Source organism: Photobacterium piscicola (assembly GCF_900166965.1).
Lineage (GTDB): Bacteria > Pseudomonadota > Gammaproteobacteria > Enterobacterales > Vibrionaceae > Photobacterium > Photobacterium piscicola.
In genome coordinates, this window is record NZ_FUZI01000001.1 from 480,723 (window position 1) to 500,607 (window position 19,885).

Below are 19,885 nucleotides of genomic sequence, written 5' to 3' on the forward strand. Positions count from 1 at the left end.
TTTTAAAGAGTAAAGTTATTATTTGCTGTGTATGCCTGCAAGGGCGATAGGGAATCTACTCACTGTGTGTGGAAATCTTAAAGAATAAAGATATGGGTGTCCTGTATTCTTTAATGATGATTTTATTACTTGGTTGAATACCAGCAGTCTGGCATTATGCGCCCAAGAATACCGTCGTCAGTAAACGGTACCGAGAGTGTGAAGGTAGTCAGTGATAGAAAACAACCAACAATTAAGTAATCTTTATGATGAACATGGTTACTTTGTGATTAGAAATTATTTCGACGAAGCTCAGATTTCATTGCTTAGAAAAGTGGTGCTAAAGTTCCATGAATTGTGGAAAGCAGACAACACAGAGTTTTATCATGAAGAAGCGTTTAACTCGTCTTTAATTACGGGTAGCGAATATCTACCCATTGATGATAGAACGGTACTTTTTGACTTCATCAGCTCCAAAAAGATCATGGACGTTGTTGATGCAGTGATACCTGAAAATCCTGCATTTATGAATACACAATTGTTCTTCAACCCCGTAAATCCGCAACAAAAAGACTTTTGGCATCGTGACTGTCAATATGACTATGATCTTGAAGACCAAATGAAAGTCATATTAGAAACGCAAGTGTTACATCTTCGAGTGCCTTTATTTGATGAACTTGGCATGGAAATCATCCCCGGCACACACAAACGATGGGACAACGAAGAAGAGCACAATGTTCGCCAAGAAGAAAATGGTAAAGTCAGCAATGACAGCATCTCTGGCGGTAAACAAATTGGGTTAGCTGCGGGTGACTTGTTAGTGTTTTCAGCTGATATGATTCACCGCGGATTGTATGGCTTAGATCGTTTAGCATTGGATATTTTGATCTTTGACTCAGCGGCTGATTATGTCGATTACGTTGATGATGATTGCTTACCGCCCCAATCAATATTAAATAAGATTGCCGACCCAAGGCTATTTCTCAACACCTTGCACCTGAAATCAATGGTGTGTGCTTAAAGATAAAAAGGCAGGACAACCACAAATTTCCAACTACTAATCTAAAAAAACGGCCACCCCAAAGGCAGCCGTTAATATTATAAGTAGCAATAATCGTTTTAACGAAGATCATCAGTAACAGCAAGTACTGCTGCTAGGGTGTCGTGACCAAAGCCGATACTACGCTCTGGAGACCAGCCGTATAGGCTATCTGGGTGTTTATTATGATCTTTAAATGGCATTTCAACAGTGTAAGATAAGCAATTGAATTGCTCGCCCACCCAGTTTGATGCCACTGTTAGGTTAGCTTCGCCTGGCTTATCTTTGCCGTAGCCGTGTTCGTCTTGGAATTCTGGCGTTACGGTTAATAGCGCTTGTTTGAATTTATTTTCAAGATTTTCAAGGCGCGCATCGTATGATGGAATGCCTTCAGAACCCGCAACGAAGTTAAATGGAATTGCTTCATCGCCGTGAATATCAAGGAACATATCTACGCCAGTTGCTAGCATTTTTTCACGTACATAGAAAACTTCAGGGCTGTTTTCTAATGATGGTGTTTGCCATTCACGGTTAAGGTTCACACCAATCGCATTTAAGCGTAGATGACCACGTGCGCTACCATCTGGGTTCATGTTAGGCACAACATAGAATACCGCTTTATTTAATAGGGCACGGCCAACAGTGTCAGTTTCATCTAACAAGCGTTGTACTAAGCCTTCAACAAACCATTCTGCCATGGTTTCACCTGGGTGCTGACGTGCAATAACCCAGATTTTTTTCTTTGGTGCTTCTTCGCTATCTGCGGCGTGTTCATCACCGATCACTAATAGGCTTACATCGCGATTATCAAGCGTATGACCTAATGTTTCTAGGCGGCAGTTGTAATGGCTTTGTGCAAGGTGCAATAGATCTTGATGACGATCGTAACTGTACGGTGCAAAGTAAGCGAAGTACATTGATTCATTTTCAGGAATAACAGTGAACGTTAAGTTGTCACCATCAAACTCTGAAGGGACACGGAACCACTCTTCACGATCATAAGAGGCCACAACATCATAACCATTCCAACCTTCAGGGTAGGCTGAGTTAGCTAGATCTAATAACGTAATAGTATGAGGCTGTTGAGCTTCTGATTCTAAACGGAAGTGAAACCACTGATGAAGTTCAGATTGGTTATCGTTAGGAATACTGAGTTGAATGTCGTCTTTGCTCTCTGCTTTAACAACATTAATGCTACCGCTTTCGAAGTTACTGAAAATTTTCATGAGGGTTACTCGTTATCTTTATAAGTATTGAATTAGGCTATCACAAACCACCACAATCGATAATGATTTTTGTTCATCAAAATAAGGTTTCATTGTTAGGTTGAGTGAATAATCATCAATGGCGCTGTGTGGTGTGATACATCGATAAAGATCGTGGTGATAAGTTGATTTTAAAAAATGCATAGATTGTATTAAAACAGCTATTAAAGAACATTGATGTGATTAAGTTGGCTTTTGCAGTGATAACTTATGCACTGGTGGTTGCTAGAGTTCATTTTGTGCTGCTGGTGATTTTGAAAACCATGTGTTATTGATATTTGTTTTAAACATGTGTGTGGTAGCTACACCAAATGAAAACCTTACACCAACAGATCATTAAGTACATGCGCTTGTTTCATGTACTGCGTATTATTATCGCTTGTATCATTGCTTTTTCTATCGATATTATTTTTAAATTACCCTATGGCACATGGGCGCCAATTACTATTATTGTGGTGATGTCGGCCAAGTATTCAGGTGAAGTGTCAGATAAAGCCAGTCAACGAATACTTGGTACCACTATTGGGGCAATTTTAGGCCTGTCGTTGTATTTTTTCCCAGTAGATAATGTTTATTGGCATTATGGCTCATTGATTGTAATGCTCAGTGTATCGCTTTACTTTACTCTAGGAAAATACGCCTACAGTGCGATTTTAACTTCAGTGACATTGGTGCTGGTTGCGGGTAGTGGTCCTGGGGATTTACATATTGCATTATGGCGTACGACTAATGTGCTATGGGGTGGGTTAGTGGCGATCATTGCGAGTCAATATTTGTTTCCGGCTAAAGCGACCGATCATTTCAAATTAGTGTGTGGTGATTTTTTGCGTGTGTTTCATCAAAACTATTCTGAGCATAATGCACTGGTTAATAGTGATGATGCTTACCGCGAAATACCGTTATCTCAGTTACGCCAAACATTAAATAAGATCACGTCATTAGAATCGAGTATTGGTCATGAAACACCGGCAATGAAACAGCCAGTTAAAAAGGCAATTGCTTGTCAGGTGAGGATGTTCAATTTATTAGAAAATATTATTCAGACACAATGGCGACATCAATACAGCAAAGAAAAAGTACAAGAAATACGGGCTTTATCACAAGCAAAAGAGCAGTTATCGCTGATGTGTAAACAATGTGGTGAAGATTTATTATCACCTCAAAATCCATTAATGGTGATCAATAAAAGTCAGCTTGAGATATTGGCGTTATATCCCAAATTAGCCCCAAGTGCAGATAGCCGAACCGATATTAGTTATTACGGCTATTTGTGGCTTAATCGAGAATTGGCACGTCAGGTTGCTGAGCTTTCCGAATGGTTGTGCCAATTTGAAACGATTAAAAATGATGCACAGTAATGGCTATTTCATCGCTGAATAATAAGCCGCAATATCAGCCAGATCTTGTGTGCTTAGATTTTGTAGCTGACCTTTCATCATGCTTGCCATTGGGCCTTTACGCATGTCATTAGTGTAAGCCAGCATTGCATCATACAGGTATTGCGGTTGTTGGCCTGCAAGGTTGGGGTAACTTGGTTGCGGTGCAATACCATTGCTACCATGGCAGAAACGGCAACTTGGGGTTTTAATTTCCCCTTTACTGGCATCACCTTTTGGCATTGCGTAAGCGTTAGTGCTCATTGCGCTAATAAGTAATATAGCGGTTGTTAGGGTGCGAAAACCGTTAAATAGGTATGTCATTATAAGCCATTCGTTGTAAACATTATGATTGTTAGTACAAAACGATACCATAACTAATCAATGACTTAATCTGTATTTTAAGGTAAATAGTGTAACAATAAATGTCATAGAAAATTACAATCTATACCTTGGTGTTGATTATAATATTAGCTGTCAGGGTTATCACGTACTCGAATAAAGCGCGCAAAACGAGGGATCCCACGGTCGGTATAGCCGTTGTAGCGATATTGAATGGTGGTGCCTATCGCTGGTGGAGACAGGCGCTGTTGGTCGTTAAAACCTGATCCTATTTTAAAGGTGTTATTGGTGGCTGTTTTTACCCACACCGAGCCCATCATGCCTTGATATTTACCATTGCCTTCTTCATAGCCAATAATGATCGCTTCTGCATCATGATGATTTTTGAGTTTTAGTAGATGCTCAGTGCGACCGAAAGTGTAGTTATTGGATTTATGGTGCAGCATTAAGCCTTCACCATCATTACTGCTAATAATATCGAGCCATTGCACTAAGATTGCTAAATTATCGAGTGACTTGTGCTCAACCCATTGTAAATGTTTTAGTGGTTGGTTGTTTTGATCTCGTTGTTGCTCTATTAATGCTTGTAATTGGCGATAACGATCGCTAAATGGCGCGCTGTTATGGGGCAGATCAAACGCCATATAATTGACTTTTTTCCATGCTAAATTATCAGGCTCATTATCAAGTACAATACGCGTTAATGCTTGAAACTGGCCGCGTTCAATCCACAGTTCGCCATCTAATGGTGTGCTCGGAAAGTTGGCATAAAACCATGTTGGTGCATGAATAATATTGCCTGTTTTTGTCAGCAACTGTTGTCCATTCCAATAGGCGCGAATGCCGTCTAATTTTTCGCTTACCAAATAATCAGTAACAGTGAAAATGTCGTGAATTTGATTGTCATCACTATAGTGTGCTGCATTTAATTGATCGCTAGGTAAACTTTTAGCCAGCATCAGTTGTGGTTGCTCTGCTGCAAGAGGAAAACTTAATGATAGGCCAATTAAAGCTGCTATTGGGGTTAAATGCTTATTAAAACATTGAAATTTAGAACTATCATGACAATGTGACAGCGGCTGATATTGTAATAAAGGCATGATACGTATTCCTAGTAAGCACAAGAGGTATAACAGTAAATAAATGCCATTAATGGGTAAATTATAATGATCTATTTTTGGTGATGTTTGTGCTGATGTTAGAGTTACGTAATGTGAATTAAGTTACAGTTACATGATTTATGTGCCAAAGGTGCTAAATAGGAATGTATTATGTGAGTGTTAATTATGGCTAAAATGATAAAAAAAGTAACTTATTAACTGTGTTTATCGACAAGCTAAGGTAAAATTCTGTCACTATCGAACTCTTTATGTGGTCTTTGTTGTAATGCAGTCTTCTTTGTCTCGCTTTTTTATTCGTGTTAATCAGTTCCTTGTTTCTAAAAATATCACTCTTTCTTTTCATTGCTATTTTATTCATGCAATGAGCTTTATGGCGCTAGGTTTATTTTCATCACTATTGATTGGCTCTATTTTAAATACGATTGGGATTAAATTTTCGATCCCACTATTAAGTGATGTCTTGTGGCCAATAGCAAAGCAAATGACAGGGCCAGCTATTGGTGTGGCTATTGCTTATGCATTAAAAGCGCCGCCATTAGTTTTGTTTTCATCAACCATTGCTGGTGCTGCGGGGGCGGCAATGGGGGGACCTGTTGGGGCTTATGTCGCCAGTATTTGCGCTGCCGAATGCGGTAAATTGGTCGCCGGTGAAACTAAAGTTGATATTTTAGTGACGCCAGCAGTAACGGTATTAGTTGGCGTTATGGTTGGTAGTTGGATTGGTCCATTAGTGGGGGCGGTGATGACCCAGTTTGGACAATTGATTATGTCTACCACTCAATTACAACCATTATTGATGGGCGCATTAGTCGCGGTATTAATGGGCATGGCATTAACTTTACCTATTAGTAGTGCTGCAATTGCAATCATGTTGAGTTTAAACGGTTTAGCTGCGGGGGCGGCGACAGTAGGTTGTGCTGCACAAATGGTAGGTTTTGCAGTTATGAGTTATCGCGTTAATGGTTGGGCGGGTATTTTTGCTCAAGGACTCGGTACTTCGATGCTACAAATGCCAAATATTGTTAAGAATTATAAAATTTGGATCCCTCCGATTGTGGCTTCTGCAATACTTGGTCCCATTGCGACAGTTGTGTTTCACATGGAAAATACGCCACTTGGCGCTGGAATGGGGACATCAGGATTAGTCGGGCAGATTCAAACAATAATCGCAATGGAACAGCCAGGAGTGAGTAGTGGTTATATTTACGGATTAATTGTATTAATGCATTTTATTCTACCTGCGTTAATCACTGCTATTGTGGCATATATTATGCGTTGCCAAGGTTGGATTAAAGACAGTGATATGGTATTAAAATTAGGCTAATTGTAGCGGTGAGTCATAACTAATATTCTTGTTCGTGATGTTGTTGATTAACGTTTCGCTAAGGTTGTGATTTGTTGTTCTGCACATCTAAAAAAAGCATCGGCTTGGCGTTGACTAGCGATAAAAGCCAGAGGATTCAGTCCTTTAATATGTAATTTTGTACGGTAACTGTGTGCTTTGAATGCTTCGGTAAATTGTTGTGGGCTGATATTGTTAGCATCATTGGCAATTGTGGTGGTATAGATGACGGTTTGGTCGTCTATACGCTTAAATAAATTGTGATCAACAATATAATTAAGTTTTTGATTTTGTTCGATGTTATCAATTGAGTGTTGGGTTAGTTCACCTCTGGATGGGGCTTGCAGATCGTTAAGGTGGTAAATTTTAACGTCATAGTGATTATTTTTATTGGTCGACATGGTTAACACAATATTATCTTGCAGCCGTTGTTCTTTTACGGTGAGTGTGCAATGTGTCTCGGTTTGGCTATAGGTTGAGTTTTCAAGCAAAGGTATTGAAAATGCCGACACAGCTAAAAAAAAGAGTGGTGTGATCATAAAAAAATACCTTTGGTTATTTTGTGAATTAAAACCGACTAAATTAATCCTAGTTTGGTTGGCTTGTTTTTATTGAATAATCTCACAAGATATTATGGTTGAAACACATTCTTAATATTGAGAATCAACCGATAAATCATCTGAATTTATTAATTATTAACGTGTTTTTCCTAAGACATAACATTATTTGATAGAGAGTTAACAATTTATAATCAGTAAAATGTTAATCTCATCAATAGTTAAAAGTATTAGTTGTTCTTAATCCGAAAAATAAAATGGAGAAAGTGATTATGTCTACTACAACAAGCAAAAACCCTTTGTTATTCTCTCTTTTAGCGCTTATTGCTGGTGGTGTTATCGGCTGTGGTGTTGGAATGAAAATAGAAAAAAGCGCAAGTGCTCCGAACTTATTGACTTGTCAGCAGCAAGTACAAGCTCAAACGGAACAAATTAAAAAGAGTGAACAGCAATATCAATTATTGGTAGCAAGTAATGAGAAACAAAGTCATCAATTAGAGCAGACAATAAAAGATCTAACTGTAATGACAGAATTAGTGGATAAGCAAAAAAAGGAGTTTTCAGCTCAGTTAGCATTGCTTACACAGAAAAAACAAAAATTAGTGGCAACCAAACAAAAGTTAGAAGTGACGAAAAAGAAATTGAATACTGAAGTGGTAAAATTACAAACTACCACCACCAAGCAACAAGTGGTGATTGATAAATCTCAGCAGTATTTTAAACGCCAAGCAGAAATGCAGGCTAATGTTAAAGCAACCCAAGCTAATATTACAGAGTTAAAACAAGCGGCAAAAGGCTTTAAAAAAGCATGTGATGAGTTTAAGTCAGGTAATAGTTGGAATTGGGTTTCACAAAAAGATTGCGATAATTATGATCAGCAATTGGGATTATTAAAAGATAAACAAGCATTATTAGGTGCTCAACAGCAGGCACTAGCTGTTATTAATGCTGAAATTGGTAAGAAATAAATTGAGTTTGGGTAATTGATAATAAAAGTAGCTGCCATGACAGCTACTTTTATTGTTATTCGTGATTATTTATATTGTGATCAATAGGGCGGGCAAGAGAGGTAGGAAAACCCCGCTCAGCGGCTAATTTTTCAGCATACGTAACAACATCGTGTAGGCTTAATTGTTGAGATACTGGAAATTCATTTTCACGGGTTTGCAGTGTCGGTTGTGGAATTAAATCTAAAGCGGCTAGCTGATCAATAATAGCATCAGCAACAGATAATGCAGATGATGCTTTCACAATTTCAGAACGCGCATAACGTTGATGTGAATAAGAAACATCGGCCGCGCGTAATGTTGGATCATTGCCTGGAATTTGTTGCGCGCCAAATAATGGTTTCCCACCGACAGTTGCTTGTTCAAATTTACCGACAAACTGCGCCATATGATTAATTGCGCGCTGAGTGCGTTGTTCAATCTCTGGTTGTGACCAATGTTGCTGCAATTTCTCTTTAAAAGACGCATCTAATTGTGGCTGAGCACTGGTTGCATTTGATGACACTAATCCATTTTTAAACAGTGTAATGTCTTGTGTCATACCATGCAGTTGAAAATAGCCATCAGGGTATGGGGTTAATTGTGCCATACCATTAGGGGTGCCACGCTCACCATGGAAAATGACTTCTGGCCATTGAGCATCACATTGTGACCAGTGAGTAATATAAGCTGCTTTAAATTCAACCATGCGTTGACGTGGAATATGCGCTAAGTCATCAATGGTTCCTGTACGGTAACCGCCAGCATTTACTAAATAATCAACATTAACTTGGTGTTGTTGATTAGTTGAATTTTGATAGTTAACTTGCCAACCTGTGCCTTGTTCTCGTTCAGCTAAAGAGATCACTTTGCTATTAGTATGTACATGGCATTGTGTCAGTTTGTCTAATGCTAAAGTCAAGGTTGCAGCAATTCTAAAGACACTTAAACCATATTCTTGCACCATGACTAATGGGAATTTGAATTGATCTAAATTAATCGATTTAGCGACAGGGATCATCCATTGATCTGGCGTTAGCGGATGTTCAGGATTAGCTTGTAATGCAAGAGACTCTAAGTCATGGCGTTGATACAATTTAAAGTAATCTTTTGGCTCACCAAGAACACGGTTTTTAGAATCCTGTTCGACAAGTGTTTGGTAAGTTTGTTGTAATAACGTTAGGCGGGGTAATAAGTCACTGGGGTTGCCTGCATCATTACAAGGAATTGCAATAACGGTCGGTCTGATATTGGTGGTGTGACGGTAAACGCGTAACGTATCAATAGATTGCTTGAGTAACGTTATGCATTGTTGATCTGATATTTCACGATAAAGATTACCGCCTGCATGCAAGTGGCAAATTGGAGGACCATTAACTAGGCTTTTTCCTTCCTCAAAAAGTTGAACATGAATACCTTGTTCAGCTAATCGAAGTGCAATAGTTGATCCTGCTATACCACCACCAATAATACCCACAGTTGTTGGTAAATTTGAGTGGGGCAAGGATGTTATTTTACTTTTAATTAAATTCATCATACTTGAACACGTAAATCAGCTAAAAACAACAAAAGGATTTATTTAATATAGACATGCACAATAAATCCTTTGAATGGATAAGTTGAACTATTTTACGTTGTAATAAGGTAAAGAGAAATAGCAGTGAATTAAAATCCCATTAAAAGGCTATTTATAGCATTGTTATAGGATTTTTTTTGTTGATGCTATGTTTAATTCTTTATTGGTATGGCAAAATTTTTAATTTTATTGTGTTGGTTTTGTTATTTTATTTAAGTATGTTTACTGTGTTTTATAATGATGGCAGCAATATTAGTTATGTTCTTAAAAAATATTTTTTGTTGATTTTGAATAAATATAGAAAAACAATATCCTAATAAAGTCTTTATTATCAGTTAGTTGTGGTTTTTATCTGTTTGGGGTATTTATTTATTCTGGATTTTTATTTTTTCTTTTGCTAGATTTAATTTTGTTTTTTGAACTTAAAGATAAAAATATGGTCGTGAATTATATTTTTATGTTGAGACATCGAAAAATAGCAGTAGTAGTGGTAACAAATATAATAAAGGATAAATAATGTCTAAAATTAATCTAGTGGTTTTACCTCTTGCACTTCTTGTTTCAGGTGCAGTAAACGCAGCAACAGAAAACCCATTCTATGCGGGTGCTCGTGCTGGTGGTGTTCATTATTCTGATTTCGATGCGAAAGCAGGTGATCTACACTCAAACCCAAATCAATCTCTTTCAATCGACAAAGATGATTTTGCTGGTGGTATCTTCATGGGTTACAACGTAACACCATGGTTTGCTGTTGAAACTGGTTACACTTGGTTAGGCGAAGTTACTCTTAAGAATGATGACCATCATGACGCTGGTAAAATTGAACAGCAAGTTATCGATCTTGTTGGTAAATTTACTTACCAAGCGACAGATTCTTTAGATGTTTACACTAAAGTCGGTGGTGCATGGCAGTTCTCTCGTTACAAAGATAACAACATCTCAGATCGTGACGATAGCTTAATCGCTACAGCGGGCCTTGGTGCTGAATATCATTTCACAAAAGACCTTTCTGCTCGTGCTGAATACCAGTACTACCACGATATGGAAGTGAAGCCTGCCGATACTAAACTAAATTGGGATGCACACTACTACGGTGTGAGCCTTGTTTACGGTTGGGGTGCAGCAGCAGCTGTTGTTCCTGTCGTTGCTGAAGTTGTTGAAGCATCAACAGTTCAACTTGAGCCAATCTCTGCTGTAATGCCATTTGCATTTGATAGCAACGAGCTATCTGAGCAAGACATGCAGCGTCTTGAACCAATTGCACAGCGTCTCGTGAACTTCCCTGAGTCACAACTTGTTGTTATTGGTCACACTGATAATTCTGGTGCAGAAGCATACAACCAGAATCTATCTGAAGAGCGTGCACTTACAGTTGCAACGTACTTAACTGAGCACTTCAACATTGACCCAAGCCGTGTATCTGCCGAAGGTCGTGGTGAGCTAGATCCAGTTGTATCTAACGATACTTCTGAAGGTCGTGCTCAAAACCGTCGTGTTGATGTAACGACTCCTGGTTTTGAAATTGAACAAGCAGCTGAAGAAGCTATTGCTCAATAATATTGTTTATTCAATATTAATCGATAAATAACTGTCGATACTATTACAAAAAAGCGCCTGAAGGGCGCTTTTTTTATTCCTTAATCTATTGAAATTTAAATATTTAATAGTAGCTGTTGTCAGTGCTATTGTGCTTAATATTTTTATTTGTTCGTGATATCTGCATAACAATAATAAAGTATCCTTTTTCTGACTTATGTTGAGAGTGGTATCATGGTTATTAAATAAAACAGTAACTGCTATACATAATAAATAAGCGGAGAATATTATGGCGATTTGGCAACGACCGTTTACGTTAGATCTTTTTAATCAGACCTCTAAAAATACATTAGTTGAGCACTTAGGGATTGAATACGTTGCTGTTGATGATTCATCATTGTCAGCGACGATGCCTGTTGACTCACGCACACATCAACCATTAGGTATGTTGCATGGCGGCGCCTCTGTAGTATTAGCCGAAACGTTAGGTTCATTGGCAGCAAACTTTGCCGTTAGCAGTGAATACTATTGTGTGGGCTTAGATATTAATGCGAACCATATTCGTGCGGTTCGTAGTGGTTTTGTTACTGGTAAGGCGACACCGTTGCATCTTGGCGCCACTACACAAGTATGGCAGATTGAAATTCGTGATGAACGTCAGCGTTTAGTGTGTACTAGCCGTTTAACGATGGCTGTTTTGAAACATAAAAGCAGTAAATAGAATGATAGTTACTTTTTCTCAAGGCAAAATTATCGCAACACAACATGAAGTTGTTGTTCGAATTGATGGTAATTGTCGAATAATGATGCAAGCACAAGTTGATGAATTAACATTAATTGGTGGTGCTAATGTGATCACAGCTGTCGGCAGTGGTTTGAACTGGTCTGTGAAATTAGACACTGATGAACAACTGCAACAGATCGCGACTGAAATAGGTATCGCTATCACCCAATATTAACCGATTAGCTTATTTTTATATTGAATGAGCGAATGGTGATATTTAATGCAACAGAATGATTTTATTTCTATTTACGTATGACAATGAAATGCTATTTTGGCATTATTGGCTGAGTTTGCAGATCATTGCATTCAAACTTATTCAATATTAATCACGATAAAGTAAATAGTATGTCTAATAAATATTTTGCACTGTTACCATTGGCTGTTCTTATTTCTGGTGTAGCTCAGGCTGCACCTGCTAACCCTTATTATGTTGGTGTTCGCTTAGGTGATGCTAATTACTCTCATTTTGAACAAAATAATCATGCATCTAACCTTGGTCTAAAGCAAAACGATCTTGGTGCTGGTATCTTTGCAGGTTATAACATTACGCCATGGTTTGCAGTTGAGACGGGCTATACTTGGTTAGGCGATGCACAAGTTGATCATCAAAATATTAAGCAACACGCGTTTGATTTAACAGGTAAAGCAACATGGCATGTTAATGATAGCTGGGGCTTATTCGCGAAGGCGGGTGGTAGCTACATGCTAACGGCTTACCATGGTAATGGTGTGAATGATACTGATGATCATCTTGTTGGTACAGTTGGTGCTGGTGTTGAATATCAATTAACCGATCATCTATCAACGCGCCTTGAGTACCAGTATTATCATGATTTATCATCAAAGCCTCGTGGTACTGATTTAGCGTATAACTTTGATACTAACTTCTATGGTCTAAGCCTTGTTTACAACTGGGGTGCGGCACCGGTAGTTGATACGATCGCGCCAGCAATAGCGCAAACAGTGACTATTGAACCTTCAACATTATCATTAGATTATGGTGTTAATCAGTATAAATTAACGGCGGAAAATGAGAGAGCACTACAGCCAATGGCTAAACGCTTAACTCGTTACCCAAGTGCAACGATTGTGGTAACTGGATATACCTCTAATACGGGCACAGCAGCTTATAACCAAGCATTGTCTGAAAAGCGTGCTCATGCTGTGGCATCTGAGTTAGCAAAATACGTGACAAACCCAACTCAAGTGACAGCACAAGGCATGGGTGAACAGCACCCAATCGCAACCAATGCAACAGCAGAAGGTCGTGCGCAAAACCGTCGTGTAGAAATTACATCGCCAGCATTAAAAATCGCAACTGAAGCCGCTTCTGAGCGTTAATCTGTGTTATTAAAACAGGCTGTTATTGAAGAGTCTGTTATTTAATAAAAATTGCAGTAATAAAAACAATAGTAATAAAAAGGCCAGCGATATTGAAATAAGCATCGCTGGCTTTTTTTATCAGATAATCTGAGTGTTAATGACTTTATTTACATGGCGCACAAATAGACTTTTTACGCAGACAAAGTGACATGATCATGCCAAATATTGCCCCTTGCGTAATAATGGCAGAACCACCGTAGCTAAAGAAAGGCAGTGGACTTCCCATTACTGGCAACACGCCACTCACCATGCCGATATTAATGAAGCTATAAAGAAAAAAGCTTAATGCAAAAGCAGCACTGACTAAACGTGCAAATGGTGACTCTGATTGATTTGCTAACCAAATCACTCTAAACGTCATAAAGGCGTAAATCCCCAATAGCAAAACGCTGCCCCAATATCCCCATTCTTCAGCAAAAGTTGAGAAAATAAAGTCAGTATGGCTTTCTGGAATAAACCCTAAATTACCTTGAGTTGCATCAGTCCAGCCTTTACCACGAATACCGCCAGAACCAATGGCAATTTTTGATTGGATGATCTGATAACCAGAACCAAGAGGATCAGATTCAGGATCAAGGAACTGTAATACACGCTTTTTCTGATAGGTTTCCATCACGAAATACCACGCTAGCGGTATAGTTACGCCTATAATACCTAAAACAGTTGAAATTAACTTCCAGCTCATACCCGCATAGTAAAGTACAAATAATGCATACAAAATAGTAAAAATAGCACCATCAAGGTCGGGCTGAATAAAAATGAGCCCCGCAGGAATGGCGGTTATCATCAGGCAAACCAGTACTTTTTTAAGCGTTGGGCGTCCTGCTTCTGCAATTAATACCCATGCAATCATTAATGGAACGGCAATTTTAACTAATTCTGAAGGTTGAAAGCGAATTGGACCAAGAGCTAACCAGCGTCGAGAGCCATTAGTACTGTCACCACTAACAAACACACCTAGCAAAAAAATCACAGTAATAACAAATAAATAAGGAGCATAGCGTTGGTAAGTGGCCGGAGGAATGGCGGACATTAGAATCAATACACCAACGGCGAGTATGCCTCGAACAAGGTGACGCTCAATAATAGGTACACTAAAGCTACTAGCACTCCATACAGTTAATGAACTAAATGTGATCAAAAGGAGAATTGATATACAGAGTGGTAGATCAAGATAAGGGCGGTATTTATTCATTAAGTACTACTGTAAACCACGCGTAATTGCGCATCGATGATAATTACCGCTACTTTAAAATATTATCGCTTAGCTACAAGAGATATTTTGCAAGAAAATGTATTTCTGTCGCAATGGGCGAATAAATAGACAAATTATTGTTTTAAATAGGGCTAATAATCACTGTTGTTGAGTGTTTTTTCGACAGCGTCGCAGTATTTAATACTATGCCTCACGTATAATTACTGAAAATAATACAATCGCAGTGGAGTAGAAATGGATCGTTATTACTGGGGTGTTGATTTAGGCGGTACTAAAATTGAATGCGCCGTTATTGAGCGTAGCACGGATAAATGTGTAGTAAGAGAGCGCATAGCAACAGAAAGCGATCAAGGTTATGCCCATATTTTAAATCAGATTAAATTACTGATTGATAGGTGTGTTGAACAATTAGGCCAACGACCTATCGCGATTGGCTTTGGCACGCCAGGCACGTTAGATCCTTATTATGGTGTGATGAAAAACTGTAATTCAACGGCGCTTAATGGCAAACCGCTTGATAAAGATCTTTCCCAGTTATTAGATGCACAAGTGGTATTGGCGAATGACGCGAATTGTTTTGCGTTAGCTGAAGCCCATTTTGGTGCGGCTAAACGTGTAAAACCGAATGCTGAAGTGGTGTTTGGTATCATCATGGGTACAGGCGTTGGATCGGGTATCGTTGTTAATGGCAAAGGCTTATATGGTTGTCATGGTATTGCCGGAGAGTGGGGGCATAACGTGATTGAGCCTAATGGCGCCCTTTGTTATTGCGGTCAATCAGGGTGTTTAGAAACCGTTATTTCAGGTAAAGGTTTAGAACGGTTCTACTTTGAACAATCTGGCGTTGAATTATCATTACCAGAAATTGTGGCACGCACGGCTGATGATGAACATGCTCAAGCAACGATGGCTAGAATGTCACATTACTTTGGTATTGCTGCGGCACAGATTATTAATGTGCTTGATCCTGATGTGATTGTTATCGGTGGCGGTGTGGGCAACATTGATGCCTTATACCAACACGCTCAACAAGCCATATTGCCACATTTATTTAATGGCGAATTAAACACCCAGATTGTGAAACCAGATTTAGGTGACAGCGCAGGTGTCTTTGGTGCTGCGGCATTAGTGAAGTAAATTGTAAGTAATAATAAAAAGGCGTAATAGCAATGTCGCTATTACGCCTTTTTAATAGGGTATGATTATACTTAGCTTGCCAATACTTGAGGCTTGCGTTGTAAACTTGCAAACAGCATATAAATAGCGGTTGCCAGTAGTACGATAAAGAAGAAGTCCATCAAGCCATTTTGTTCCGCCATGAAGCTATTCGCACCAATTGGACCTAATGCAGAACCAATGCTGTAACTAAATAGCATTACTTGAGTGGCAGCTACAATGTAAGATGAATCTAAATTATCACATGCTAACGTAATCGCAATTGGGTATAACGCAAATGCTGACATACCCAATAATGCTAATGCACTGACTAGCATGATGTAATCTGACGATAAGTAGGTTAATCCCATAGCAAATACACCTAATAATGACATCAATGCCAATAATAATGTTTTACTCATGCGAATAGATAACTTACTAATAATCGGCTGAATAACCATGCCACCTAAAATAATCGCGGCCATTAACACCCCAATTTGGTTGGTTGTTAGCTCACTCTTTTTAAGCGCAAGTGGCATTAAGCCATAAATGCTACCCATTACTACACCAGAGGTAATACAGCCAATAATTGCTGGTTTACTCAAGCGTGAAATTTGTTTTAGAGACAATATCTGATGGCCACTGCTATCAGGTTGACCTTGCTTGATCAGTAATGGCGGTAAAATAGCAATTAACAGTAGTGCCATAATAACAGCAAACGGAATAAACCCTTTCACACCAAAATAACCAACAGCCAGCTGGCCTACTGTTGTGCCACCGTATAATGACGTCATATAGAAGCCAAGACGTTTAGCACGCTCTTTTGCGCTATCGCCAATCAATAACCATGATTCAACAACAACAAAAATACCCGCTACAGCAATACCCGCGACTAAACGCGCAGATAACCATAATTCTTTATATGGAAAGAAAGGTAACACAGCAACCGTTGACGCTAATAATGCAAGAAAGCTAATAAAAGCAATACGGTGACCTATTTTGGCTATAACAGGTTCAATCATTAATGATCCTATTAATAAACCAATATAATAGATACTTGCTAACCAACTGGCATAACTACTATCAATGTTAAAGTTCGCTAATGATAGCGGGATCAAGCTCATTAAGTAGCCTGAAGCAATTGCAAATACAGTTAGTCCCGCAACTGGCACCAACATGCCATTGCTTTTGTGACAAGTAGTAGTTTGTTGCACTACCGTACTCTCCACATCCAAATTCGGTTTAGGTTATCTGTCCCTTTTAATAAAGGAATACTCTTTAAGAGTCGTCAAAACTCACCTATCAGAAAAGAGAGGAGAGTTAAATAAGAGACAGCGCTGTTTAAGTTACTTTCGACTGAAAGCTGAGCGATTATTCACGTAATATTGGCATGAGTAAAATGAGAAAAACTAATCCGAAATGATGTTTTTATTTATAATTTTGTCGATATGAAATAAATGATTAGAGGTAGGTTTAATTGTATATTGTCAATAGTGTTGTTGGTGGTGGAAATTAGTTATTATTGAATGGGTTATAATCATTATTGTGCTGAATTAATGAATGAATAACAGTAAAATCATTAGTGCTGTAACTGAGTTGAAACGTAGGGTTTTATATTATTAACACGAAAATAATTAATGATGACCAATAAAAATTTTTTTGTAGTGAAAGATTTGTTAGAAACATAAAAAAAGTCACTTTATCAGATATAAATTAATAAACAGATAGAAGTGACTATTAAAACTTATGTAAAAAAATATTGTTTTATTACTTAGCGCTTATTTTTAAGGTAACGCTTGCGACGTTCTTCTTTTTTCTTGATTTTTTCTTCTGTTTTACGTTCTTCAGCAATCGCAACATTGATCAATTCTTCAGTGATCATTTCAGGATGTTCAAGCGTGATATTACCTAAAGTACCATTACGTAATTCATTAATTAAAATCACAGAGGCTTTGTGTAAATCAACACGCCCACCGCCTTTTAGGCAGCCACGCTTACGGCCGATCTCTTCGATTAATTCAATTGCAGACTCAGGTAGATCATCGTCAAGGTTGTAACGCGCTTTGATCAAATCAGGGTAAGCTTTAATTAGATATTCAATACTAAAGAAGCCAACATCAATATAATCCATGGCTGTATCTTTAATCGCACCTGTTGCCGCTAAACGAAAACCACTGTGCGGGTTCTCTACTTTAGGCCACAAAATTCCAGGGGTGTCAGACAGTAAAATACCATTATCTAAATTAATCCGTTGCTGCTGGCGCGTTACGGCAGGTTGGTTACCTGTAATTGCAACAGTACGACCCGCAAGGGCATTGATAATAGTTGATTTACCTACGTTAGGAATACCCATGATCATCGTACGAATTTTCTTACCCGCTTCTTCACGCTGTGGCGCAAGCTTACGGCAGAGATCCATGATCTGGTTTACTTCGTTTAAGTTCTCGGTAGTGATCGCAATCGCTTTTACACCTTGTTCTTTTTCAAGGTGATTGATCCAAAGTTGGGTCATTTCAGGATCAGCTAAATCACGCTTGTTAAGTACTTTAACAACTGGTTTGCCATCATTAGTTTCACGGAATGATTTGATCAGCGGGTTTTCACTACTAAAAGGAATACGGGCATCTAGCACTTCGATGATTACATCGACTTTCGGCATCGCCTCTTCAATTTCTTTACGGGCTTTGTGCATATGGCCCGGGAACCACTGGATACTCTGACTACTCATTTGATTTATATACTCTTTATTTTTGCTAGTAGCCCCATGGGGTACATCAGGGGGTACTAAAAACTTTTGTAAAAGATAGCAGTGGACATCATTTTCTATCCACATTGATAATGCTGCTATCGCTTACATACAAATACTTATCACTGAGTTTACCATAACTGCTAGTGGATGCTTGCCCGTTAATGTATTTAGACGTTACAGCGCGGTAAGCATGATTAGTTATTGTGCGGTTAGCTTGGGTTGAGAATGATATTGAGCTATGGGTGACAGAGAAAGTGGCAGAAAGAACTACATAATGAAATGTAATGCAGATAAAACGAGTCATCACTAATGTTTTTGTTGAATTTAAATGGCAAGTGACTTGAGTTACGGTATTATGCAACAGTATTTTTATAAAGTTATCAATAAAATAAGTCTCAAGCTAACAGGAACCGTTTAATTGGCGAGTTAGAAATAGAGATAAATTCATTTTTAGATATGGGCATAGATTTGAAAAGAAAGCTGTCTTTGATATTTTGATGTATATATTGCAGCAATACGATTTCACTTATCCAGATGAGAAGTTATTAGAACTCGCCAAGCATATGAAGATAATTGTTGATGATAAAGCCCAATACCCAGATTAAAGCCAACGAGACGATATTAAAGCCTCATTAAAAGTAGAGCTTATCGTATTATTGCATGAGTTTGGTTATCCGCCAGTCACCTGTGATGATGTGTATATGGGCGTGCAAGAGCAGGCTGAGGATTTTAAGAAAGGAAAAAGTTAATGAGCAGTAACAACTCGCTATTACTAGATAAAATAAATAGTTTTAAAAAGGATATTGAAAAGGTTGAGAAGAAAAACCACAAGAAGCATATTACTACTAGAAGGTTGTCTTTAATTTCCTTGGCCGGTTTTTTATTCAGCTTTACGGTTCTGTCTCTTAACCAGTTGTATGGTGATAAGGGCTTTCTATCTAATGATTGTTTGTTGATTCAGTTGTTAGAAAATGGAGAGATAATTACTGATTTCATGACGACGTTAATTGTAATCACAATACCAGCTACGCTCTATCTTATTGTATTTTCATTATATGAAAGTACTAAGAATGAGCCTGGAAATCAGAATAATGTTAAATTTTACCTGTACTTATTCGTAATATTTTCTTTGGTCATTACTACTTTTTCTTCGGCATTATTCTTCATGGCAATGTGTAGTTTTGGTGTGACGCTACTGGTATTGAATTACGGGGCTAATCGATATTATGGATACACCAAAGCGTGGGTTCGTAATCGAGCTGTTCGCTTTCATATCGATAAAATGATATCTGAGCATGAATTAAATGTATTTGGCAAAGCTCGTTTCATGGTGGAAATTGAAGAGCAATCGTTGCAAAAGAAATTTTATGCACTAGTAGATAAAAATATTGATCAGCAACAAACCGATATTGTCGGTGATCATATTAGCGTGGGTGACGCGACAGTTAGTTGGATTAAAGGGTTAAAGAAGTAGGCTAG

Annotated in this window: 19 protein-coding genes; 11 read left to right on the forward strand and 8 right to left on the reverse strand. The window is 38.3% G+C overall.

The window, feature by feature from the left end; all coding sequences use genetic code 11:
• The first annotated feature begins 211 nt into the window (after positions 1 to 211).
• Complete coding sequence (locus CZ809_RS02195) at positions 212 to 1,000, forward strand: phytanoyl-CoA dioxygenase family protein (RefSeq protein ID WP_080155801.1); 789 nt, start codon at positions 212 to 214, stop codon at positions 998 to 1,000.
• Between the two features lie 98 nt (positions 1,001 to 1,098).
• Here the strand turns inward: CZ809_RS02195 and CZ809_RS02200 are convergent, their stop codons facing one another.
• Complete coding sequence (locus CZ809_RS02200) at positions 1,099 to 2,244, reverse strand: M14 family metallopeptidase (RefSeq protein ID WP_080155802.1); 1,146 nt, start codon at positions 2,242 to 2,244, stop codon at positions 1,099 to 1,101.
• 350 nt (positions 2,245 to 2,594) lie between these two features.
• Between CZ809_RS02200 and CZ809_RS02205 the strand changes: the two genes are divergently transcribed.
• A complete protein-coding gene (locus CZ809_RS02205) occupies positions 2,595 to 3,641 on the forward strand; it encodes an FUSC family protein (protein ID WP_080155803.1) in 1,047 nt (348 codons plus the stop codon).
• Between the two features lie 3 nt (positions 3,642 to 3,644).
• On the opposite strand, the gene CZ809_RS02210 is transcribed toward CZ809_RS02205, so the two are convergent.
• Together CZ809_RS02210 and CZ809_RS02215 are read right to left on the reverse strand one after the other, a co-directional pair.
• The gene (locus CZ809_RS02210; RefSeq protein ID WP_080155804.1) at positions 3,645 to 3,983 is read right to left on the reverse strand and encodes a c-type cytochrome; all 339 of its coding nucleotides are present in this window, start codon (positions 3,981 to 3,983) and stop codon (positions 3,645 to 3,647) included.
• Between the two features lie 146 nt (positions 3,984 to 4,129).
• Positions 4,130 to 5,101: a DNA ligase gene (locus CZ809_RS02215; RefSeq protein ID WP_162841589.1), complete on the reverse strand. Its 972-nt coding sequence runs from the start codon at positions 5,099 to 5,101 to the stop codon at positions 4,130 to 4,132.
• A gap of 286 nt (positions 5,102 to 5,387) precedes the next feature.
• Here CZ809_RS02215 and CZ809_RS02220 point away from each other — a divergent pair, with 286 nt between their 5' ends.
• Positions 5,388 to 6,446, forward strand: coding sequence for a PTS sugar transporter subunit IIC (locus tag CZ809_RS02220; RefSeq protein WP_080156532.1), 1,059 nt, complete (start codon positions 5,388 to 5,390; stop codon positions 6,444 to 6,446).
• A gap of 47 nt (positions 6,447 to 6,493) precedes the next feature.
• Here the strand turns inward: CZ809_RS02220 and CZ809_RS02225 are convergent, their stop codons facing one another.
• The gene (locus CZ809_RS02225; RefSeq protein ID WP_080155805.1) at positions 6,494 to 7,003 is read right to left on the reverse strand and encodes a hypothetical protein; all 510 of its coding nucleotides are present in this window, start codon (positions 7,001 to 7,003) and stop codon (positions 6,494 to 6,496) included.
• A gap of 290 nt (positions 7,004 to 7,293) precedes the next feature.
• Between CZ809_RS02225 and CZ809_RS02230 the strand changes: the two genes are divergently transcribed.
• Positions 7,294 to 7,989: a hypothetical protein gene (locus tag CZ809_RS02230; RefSeq protein WP_080155806.1), complete on the forward strand. Its 696-nt coding sequence runs from the start codon at positions 7,294 to 7,296 to the stop codon at positions 7,987 to 7,989.
• Between the two features lie 55 nt (positions 7,990 to 8,044).
• On the opposite strand, the gene CZ809_RS02235 is transcribed toward CZ809_RS02230, so the two are convergent.
• On the reverse strand, positions 8,045 to 9,541 hold the full coding sequence (locus CZ809_RS02235; protein WP_080156533.1) for an NAD(P)-binding protein: 1,497 nt from the start codon (positions 9,539 to 9,541) through the stop codon (positions 8,045 to 8,047).
• Between the two features lie 558 nt (positions 9,542 to 10,099).
• Here CZ809_RS02235 and CZ809_RS02240 point away from each other — a divergent pair.
• The 4 genes from CZ809_RS02240 (at position 10,100) to CZ809_RS02255 (ending at position 13,244) form a co-directional block, all read left to right on the forward strand.
• The gene (locus CZ809_RS02240; RefSeq protein ID WP_080155807.1) at positions 10,100 to 11,140 is read left to right on the forward strand and encodes an OmpA family protein; all 1,041 of its coding nucleotides are present in this window, start codon (positions 10,100 to 10,102) and stop codon (positions 11,138 to 11,140) included.
• Positions 11,141 to 11,408: 268 nt separating this feature from the next.
• On the forward strand, positions 11,409 to 11,840 hold the full coding sequence (locus tag CZ809_RS02245) for a hotdog fold thioesterase (protein ID WP_080155808.1): 432 nt from the start codon (positions 11,409 to 11,411) through the stop codon (positions 11,838 to 11,840).
• Position 11,841: 1 nt separating this feature from the next.
• The gene (locus CZ809_RS02250; RefSeq protein WP_080155809.1) at positions 11,842 to 12,078 is read left to right on the forward strand and encodes a DUF3389 domain-containing protein; all 237 of its coding nucleotides are present in this window, start codon (positions 11,842 to 11,844) and stop codon (positions 12,076 to 12,078) included.
• A gap of 170 nt (positions 12,079 to 12,248) precedes the next feature.
• Positions 12,249 to 13,244, forward strand: a complete 996-nt coding sequence (locus CZ809_RS02255) for an outer membrane beta-barrel protein (RefSeq protein ID WP_080155810.1) — start codon at positions 12,249 to 12,251, stop codon at positions 13,242 to 13,244.
• A 145-nt stretch (positions 13,245 to 13,389) separates the two neighbouring features.
• Here CZ809_RS02255 and rodA read toward each other — a convergent pair whose 3' ends face one another.
• Positions 13,390 to 14,481 carry a rod shape-determining protein RodA gene (gene rodA / locus CZ809_RS02260; protein ID WP_080155811.1) on the reverse strand — a complete coding sequence of 364 codons (1,092 nt, stop codon included), beginning with the start codon at positions 14,479 to 14,481 and terminating at the stop codon, positions 13,390 to 13,392.
• Positions 14,482 to 14,736: 255 nt separating this feature from the next.
• Between rodA and CZ809_RS02265 the strand changes: the two genes are divergently transcribed.
• Positions 14,737 to 15,639, forward strand: coding sequence for an ROK family protein (locus CZ809_RS02265; protein ID WP_080155812.1), 903 nt, complete (start codon positions 14,737 to 14,739; stop codon positions 15,637 to 15,639).
• A gap of 71 nt (positions 15,640 to 15,710) precedes the next feature.
• Here the strand turns inward: CZ809_RS02265 and CZ809_RS02270 are convergent, their stop codons facing one another.
• Both CZ809_RS02270 and ylqF read right to left on the reverse strand, forming a co-directional pair.
• Positions 15,711 to 16,871, reverse strand: coding sequence for an MFS transporter (locus tag CZ809_RS02270; protein WP_235865759.1), 1,161 nt, complete (start codon positions 16,869 to 16,871; stop codon positions 15,711 to 15,713).
• Between the two features lie 557 nt (positions 16,872 to 17,428).
• Entirely contained in the window at positions 17,429 to 18,385 is a 957-nt protein-coding gene (ylqF, locus tag CZ809_RS02275; RefSeq protein WP_080155814.1) for a ribosome biogenesis GTPase YlqF, read from the reverse strand.
• Between the two features lie 677 nt (positions 18,386 to 19,062).
• Between ylqF and CZ809_RS21585 the strand changes: the two genes are divergently transcribed.
• Both CZ809_RS21585 and CZ809_RS02285 read left to right on the forward strand, forming a co-directional pair.
• Positions 19,063 to 19,155, forward strand: coding sequence for a DUF3387 domain-containing protein (locus CZ809_RS21585; protein ID WP_235865760.1), 93 nt, complete (start codon positions 19,063 to 19,065; stop codon positions 19,153 to 19,155).
• Complete coding sequence (locus CZ809_RS02285) at positions 19,155 to 19,880, forward strand: hypothetical protein (protein WP_080155815.1); 726 nt, start codon at positions 19,155 to 19,157, stop codon at positions 19,878 to 19,880. Before CZ809_RS21585 ends, CZ809_RS02285 begins: the two co-directional genes overlap by 1 nt.
• The last annotated feature ends 5 nt before the right edge of the window (positions 19,881 to 19,885 follow it).

Excerpts from the sequence above, each read along its gene's own strand:
- CZ809_RS02200 (WP_080155802.1), bottom strand. The coding sequence starts at position 2,244 with ATGAAAATTTTCAGTAACTTCGAAAGCGGTAGCATTAATGTTGTTAAA.
- CZ809_RS02205 (WP_080155803.1), top strand. The coding sequence starts at position 2,595 with ATGAAAACCTTACACCAACAGATCATTAAGTACATGCGCTTGTTTCAT.
- CZ809_RS02210 (WP_080155804.1), bottom strand. The coding sequence starts at position 3,983 with ATGACATACCTATTTAACGGTTTTCGCACCCTAACAACCGCTATATTA.
- CZ809_RS02215 (WP_162841589.1), bottom strand. The coding sequence starts at position 5,101 with ATGCCTTTATTACAATATCAGCCGCTGTCACATTGTCATGATAGTTCT.
- CZ809_RS02220 (WP_080156532.1), top strand. The coding sequence starts at position 5,388 with ATGCAGTCTTCTTTGTCTCGCTTTTTTATTCGTGTTAATCAGTTCCTT.
- CZ809_RS02225 (WP_080155805.1), bottom strand. The coding sequence starts at position 7,003 with ATGATCACACCACTCTTTTTTTTAGCTGTGTCGGCATTTTCAATACCT.
- CZ809_RS02230 (WP_080155806.1), top strand. The coding sequence starts at position 7,294 with ATGTCTACTACAACAAGCAAAAACCCTTTGTTATTCTCTCTTTTAGCG.
- CZ809_RS02235 (WP_080156533.1), bottom strand. The coding sequence starts at position 9,541 with ATGAATTTAATTAAAAGTAAAATAACATCCTTGCCCCACTCAAATTTA.
- CZ809_RS02240 (WP_080155807.1), top strand. The coding sequence starts at position 10,100 with ATGTCTAAAATTAATCTAGTGGTTTTACCTCTTGCACTTCTTGTTTCA.
- CZ809_RS02245 (WP_080155808.1), top strand. The coding sequence starts at position 11,409 with ATGGCGATTTGGCAACGACCGTTTACGTTAGATCTTTTTAATCAGACC.
- CZ809_RS02250 (WP_080155809.1), top strand. The coding sequence starts at position 11,842 with ATGATAGTTACTTTTTCTCAAGGCAAAATTATCGCAACACAACATGAA.
- CZ809_RS02255 (WP_080155810.1), top strand. The coding sequence starts at position 12,249 with ATGTCTAATAAATATTTTGCACTGTTACCATTGGCTGTTCTTATTTCT.
- rodA (WP_080155811.1), bottom strand. The coding sequence starts at position 14,481 with ATGAATAAATACCGCCCTTATCTTGATCTACCACTCTGTATATCAATT.
- CZ809_RS02265 (WP_080155812.1), top strand. The coding sequence starts at position 14,737 with ATGGATCGTTATTACTGGGGTGTTGATTTAGGCGGTACTAAAATTGAA.
- ylqF (WP_080155814.1), bottom strand. The coding sequence starts at position 18,385 with ATGAGTAGTCAGAGTATCCAGTGGTTCCCGGGCCATATGCACAAAGCC.
- CZ809_RS02285 (WP_080155815.1), top strand. The coding sequence starts at position 19,155 with ATGAGCAGTAACAACTCGCTATTACTAGATAAAATAAATAGTTTTAAA.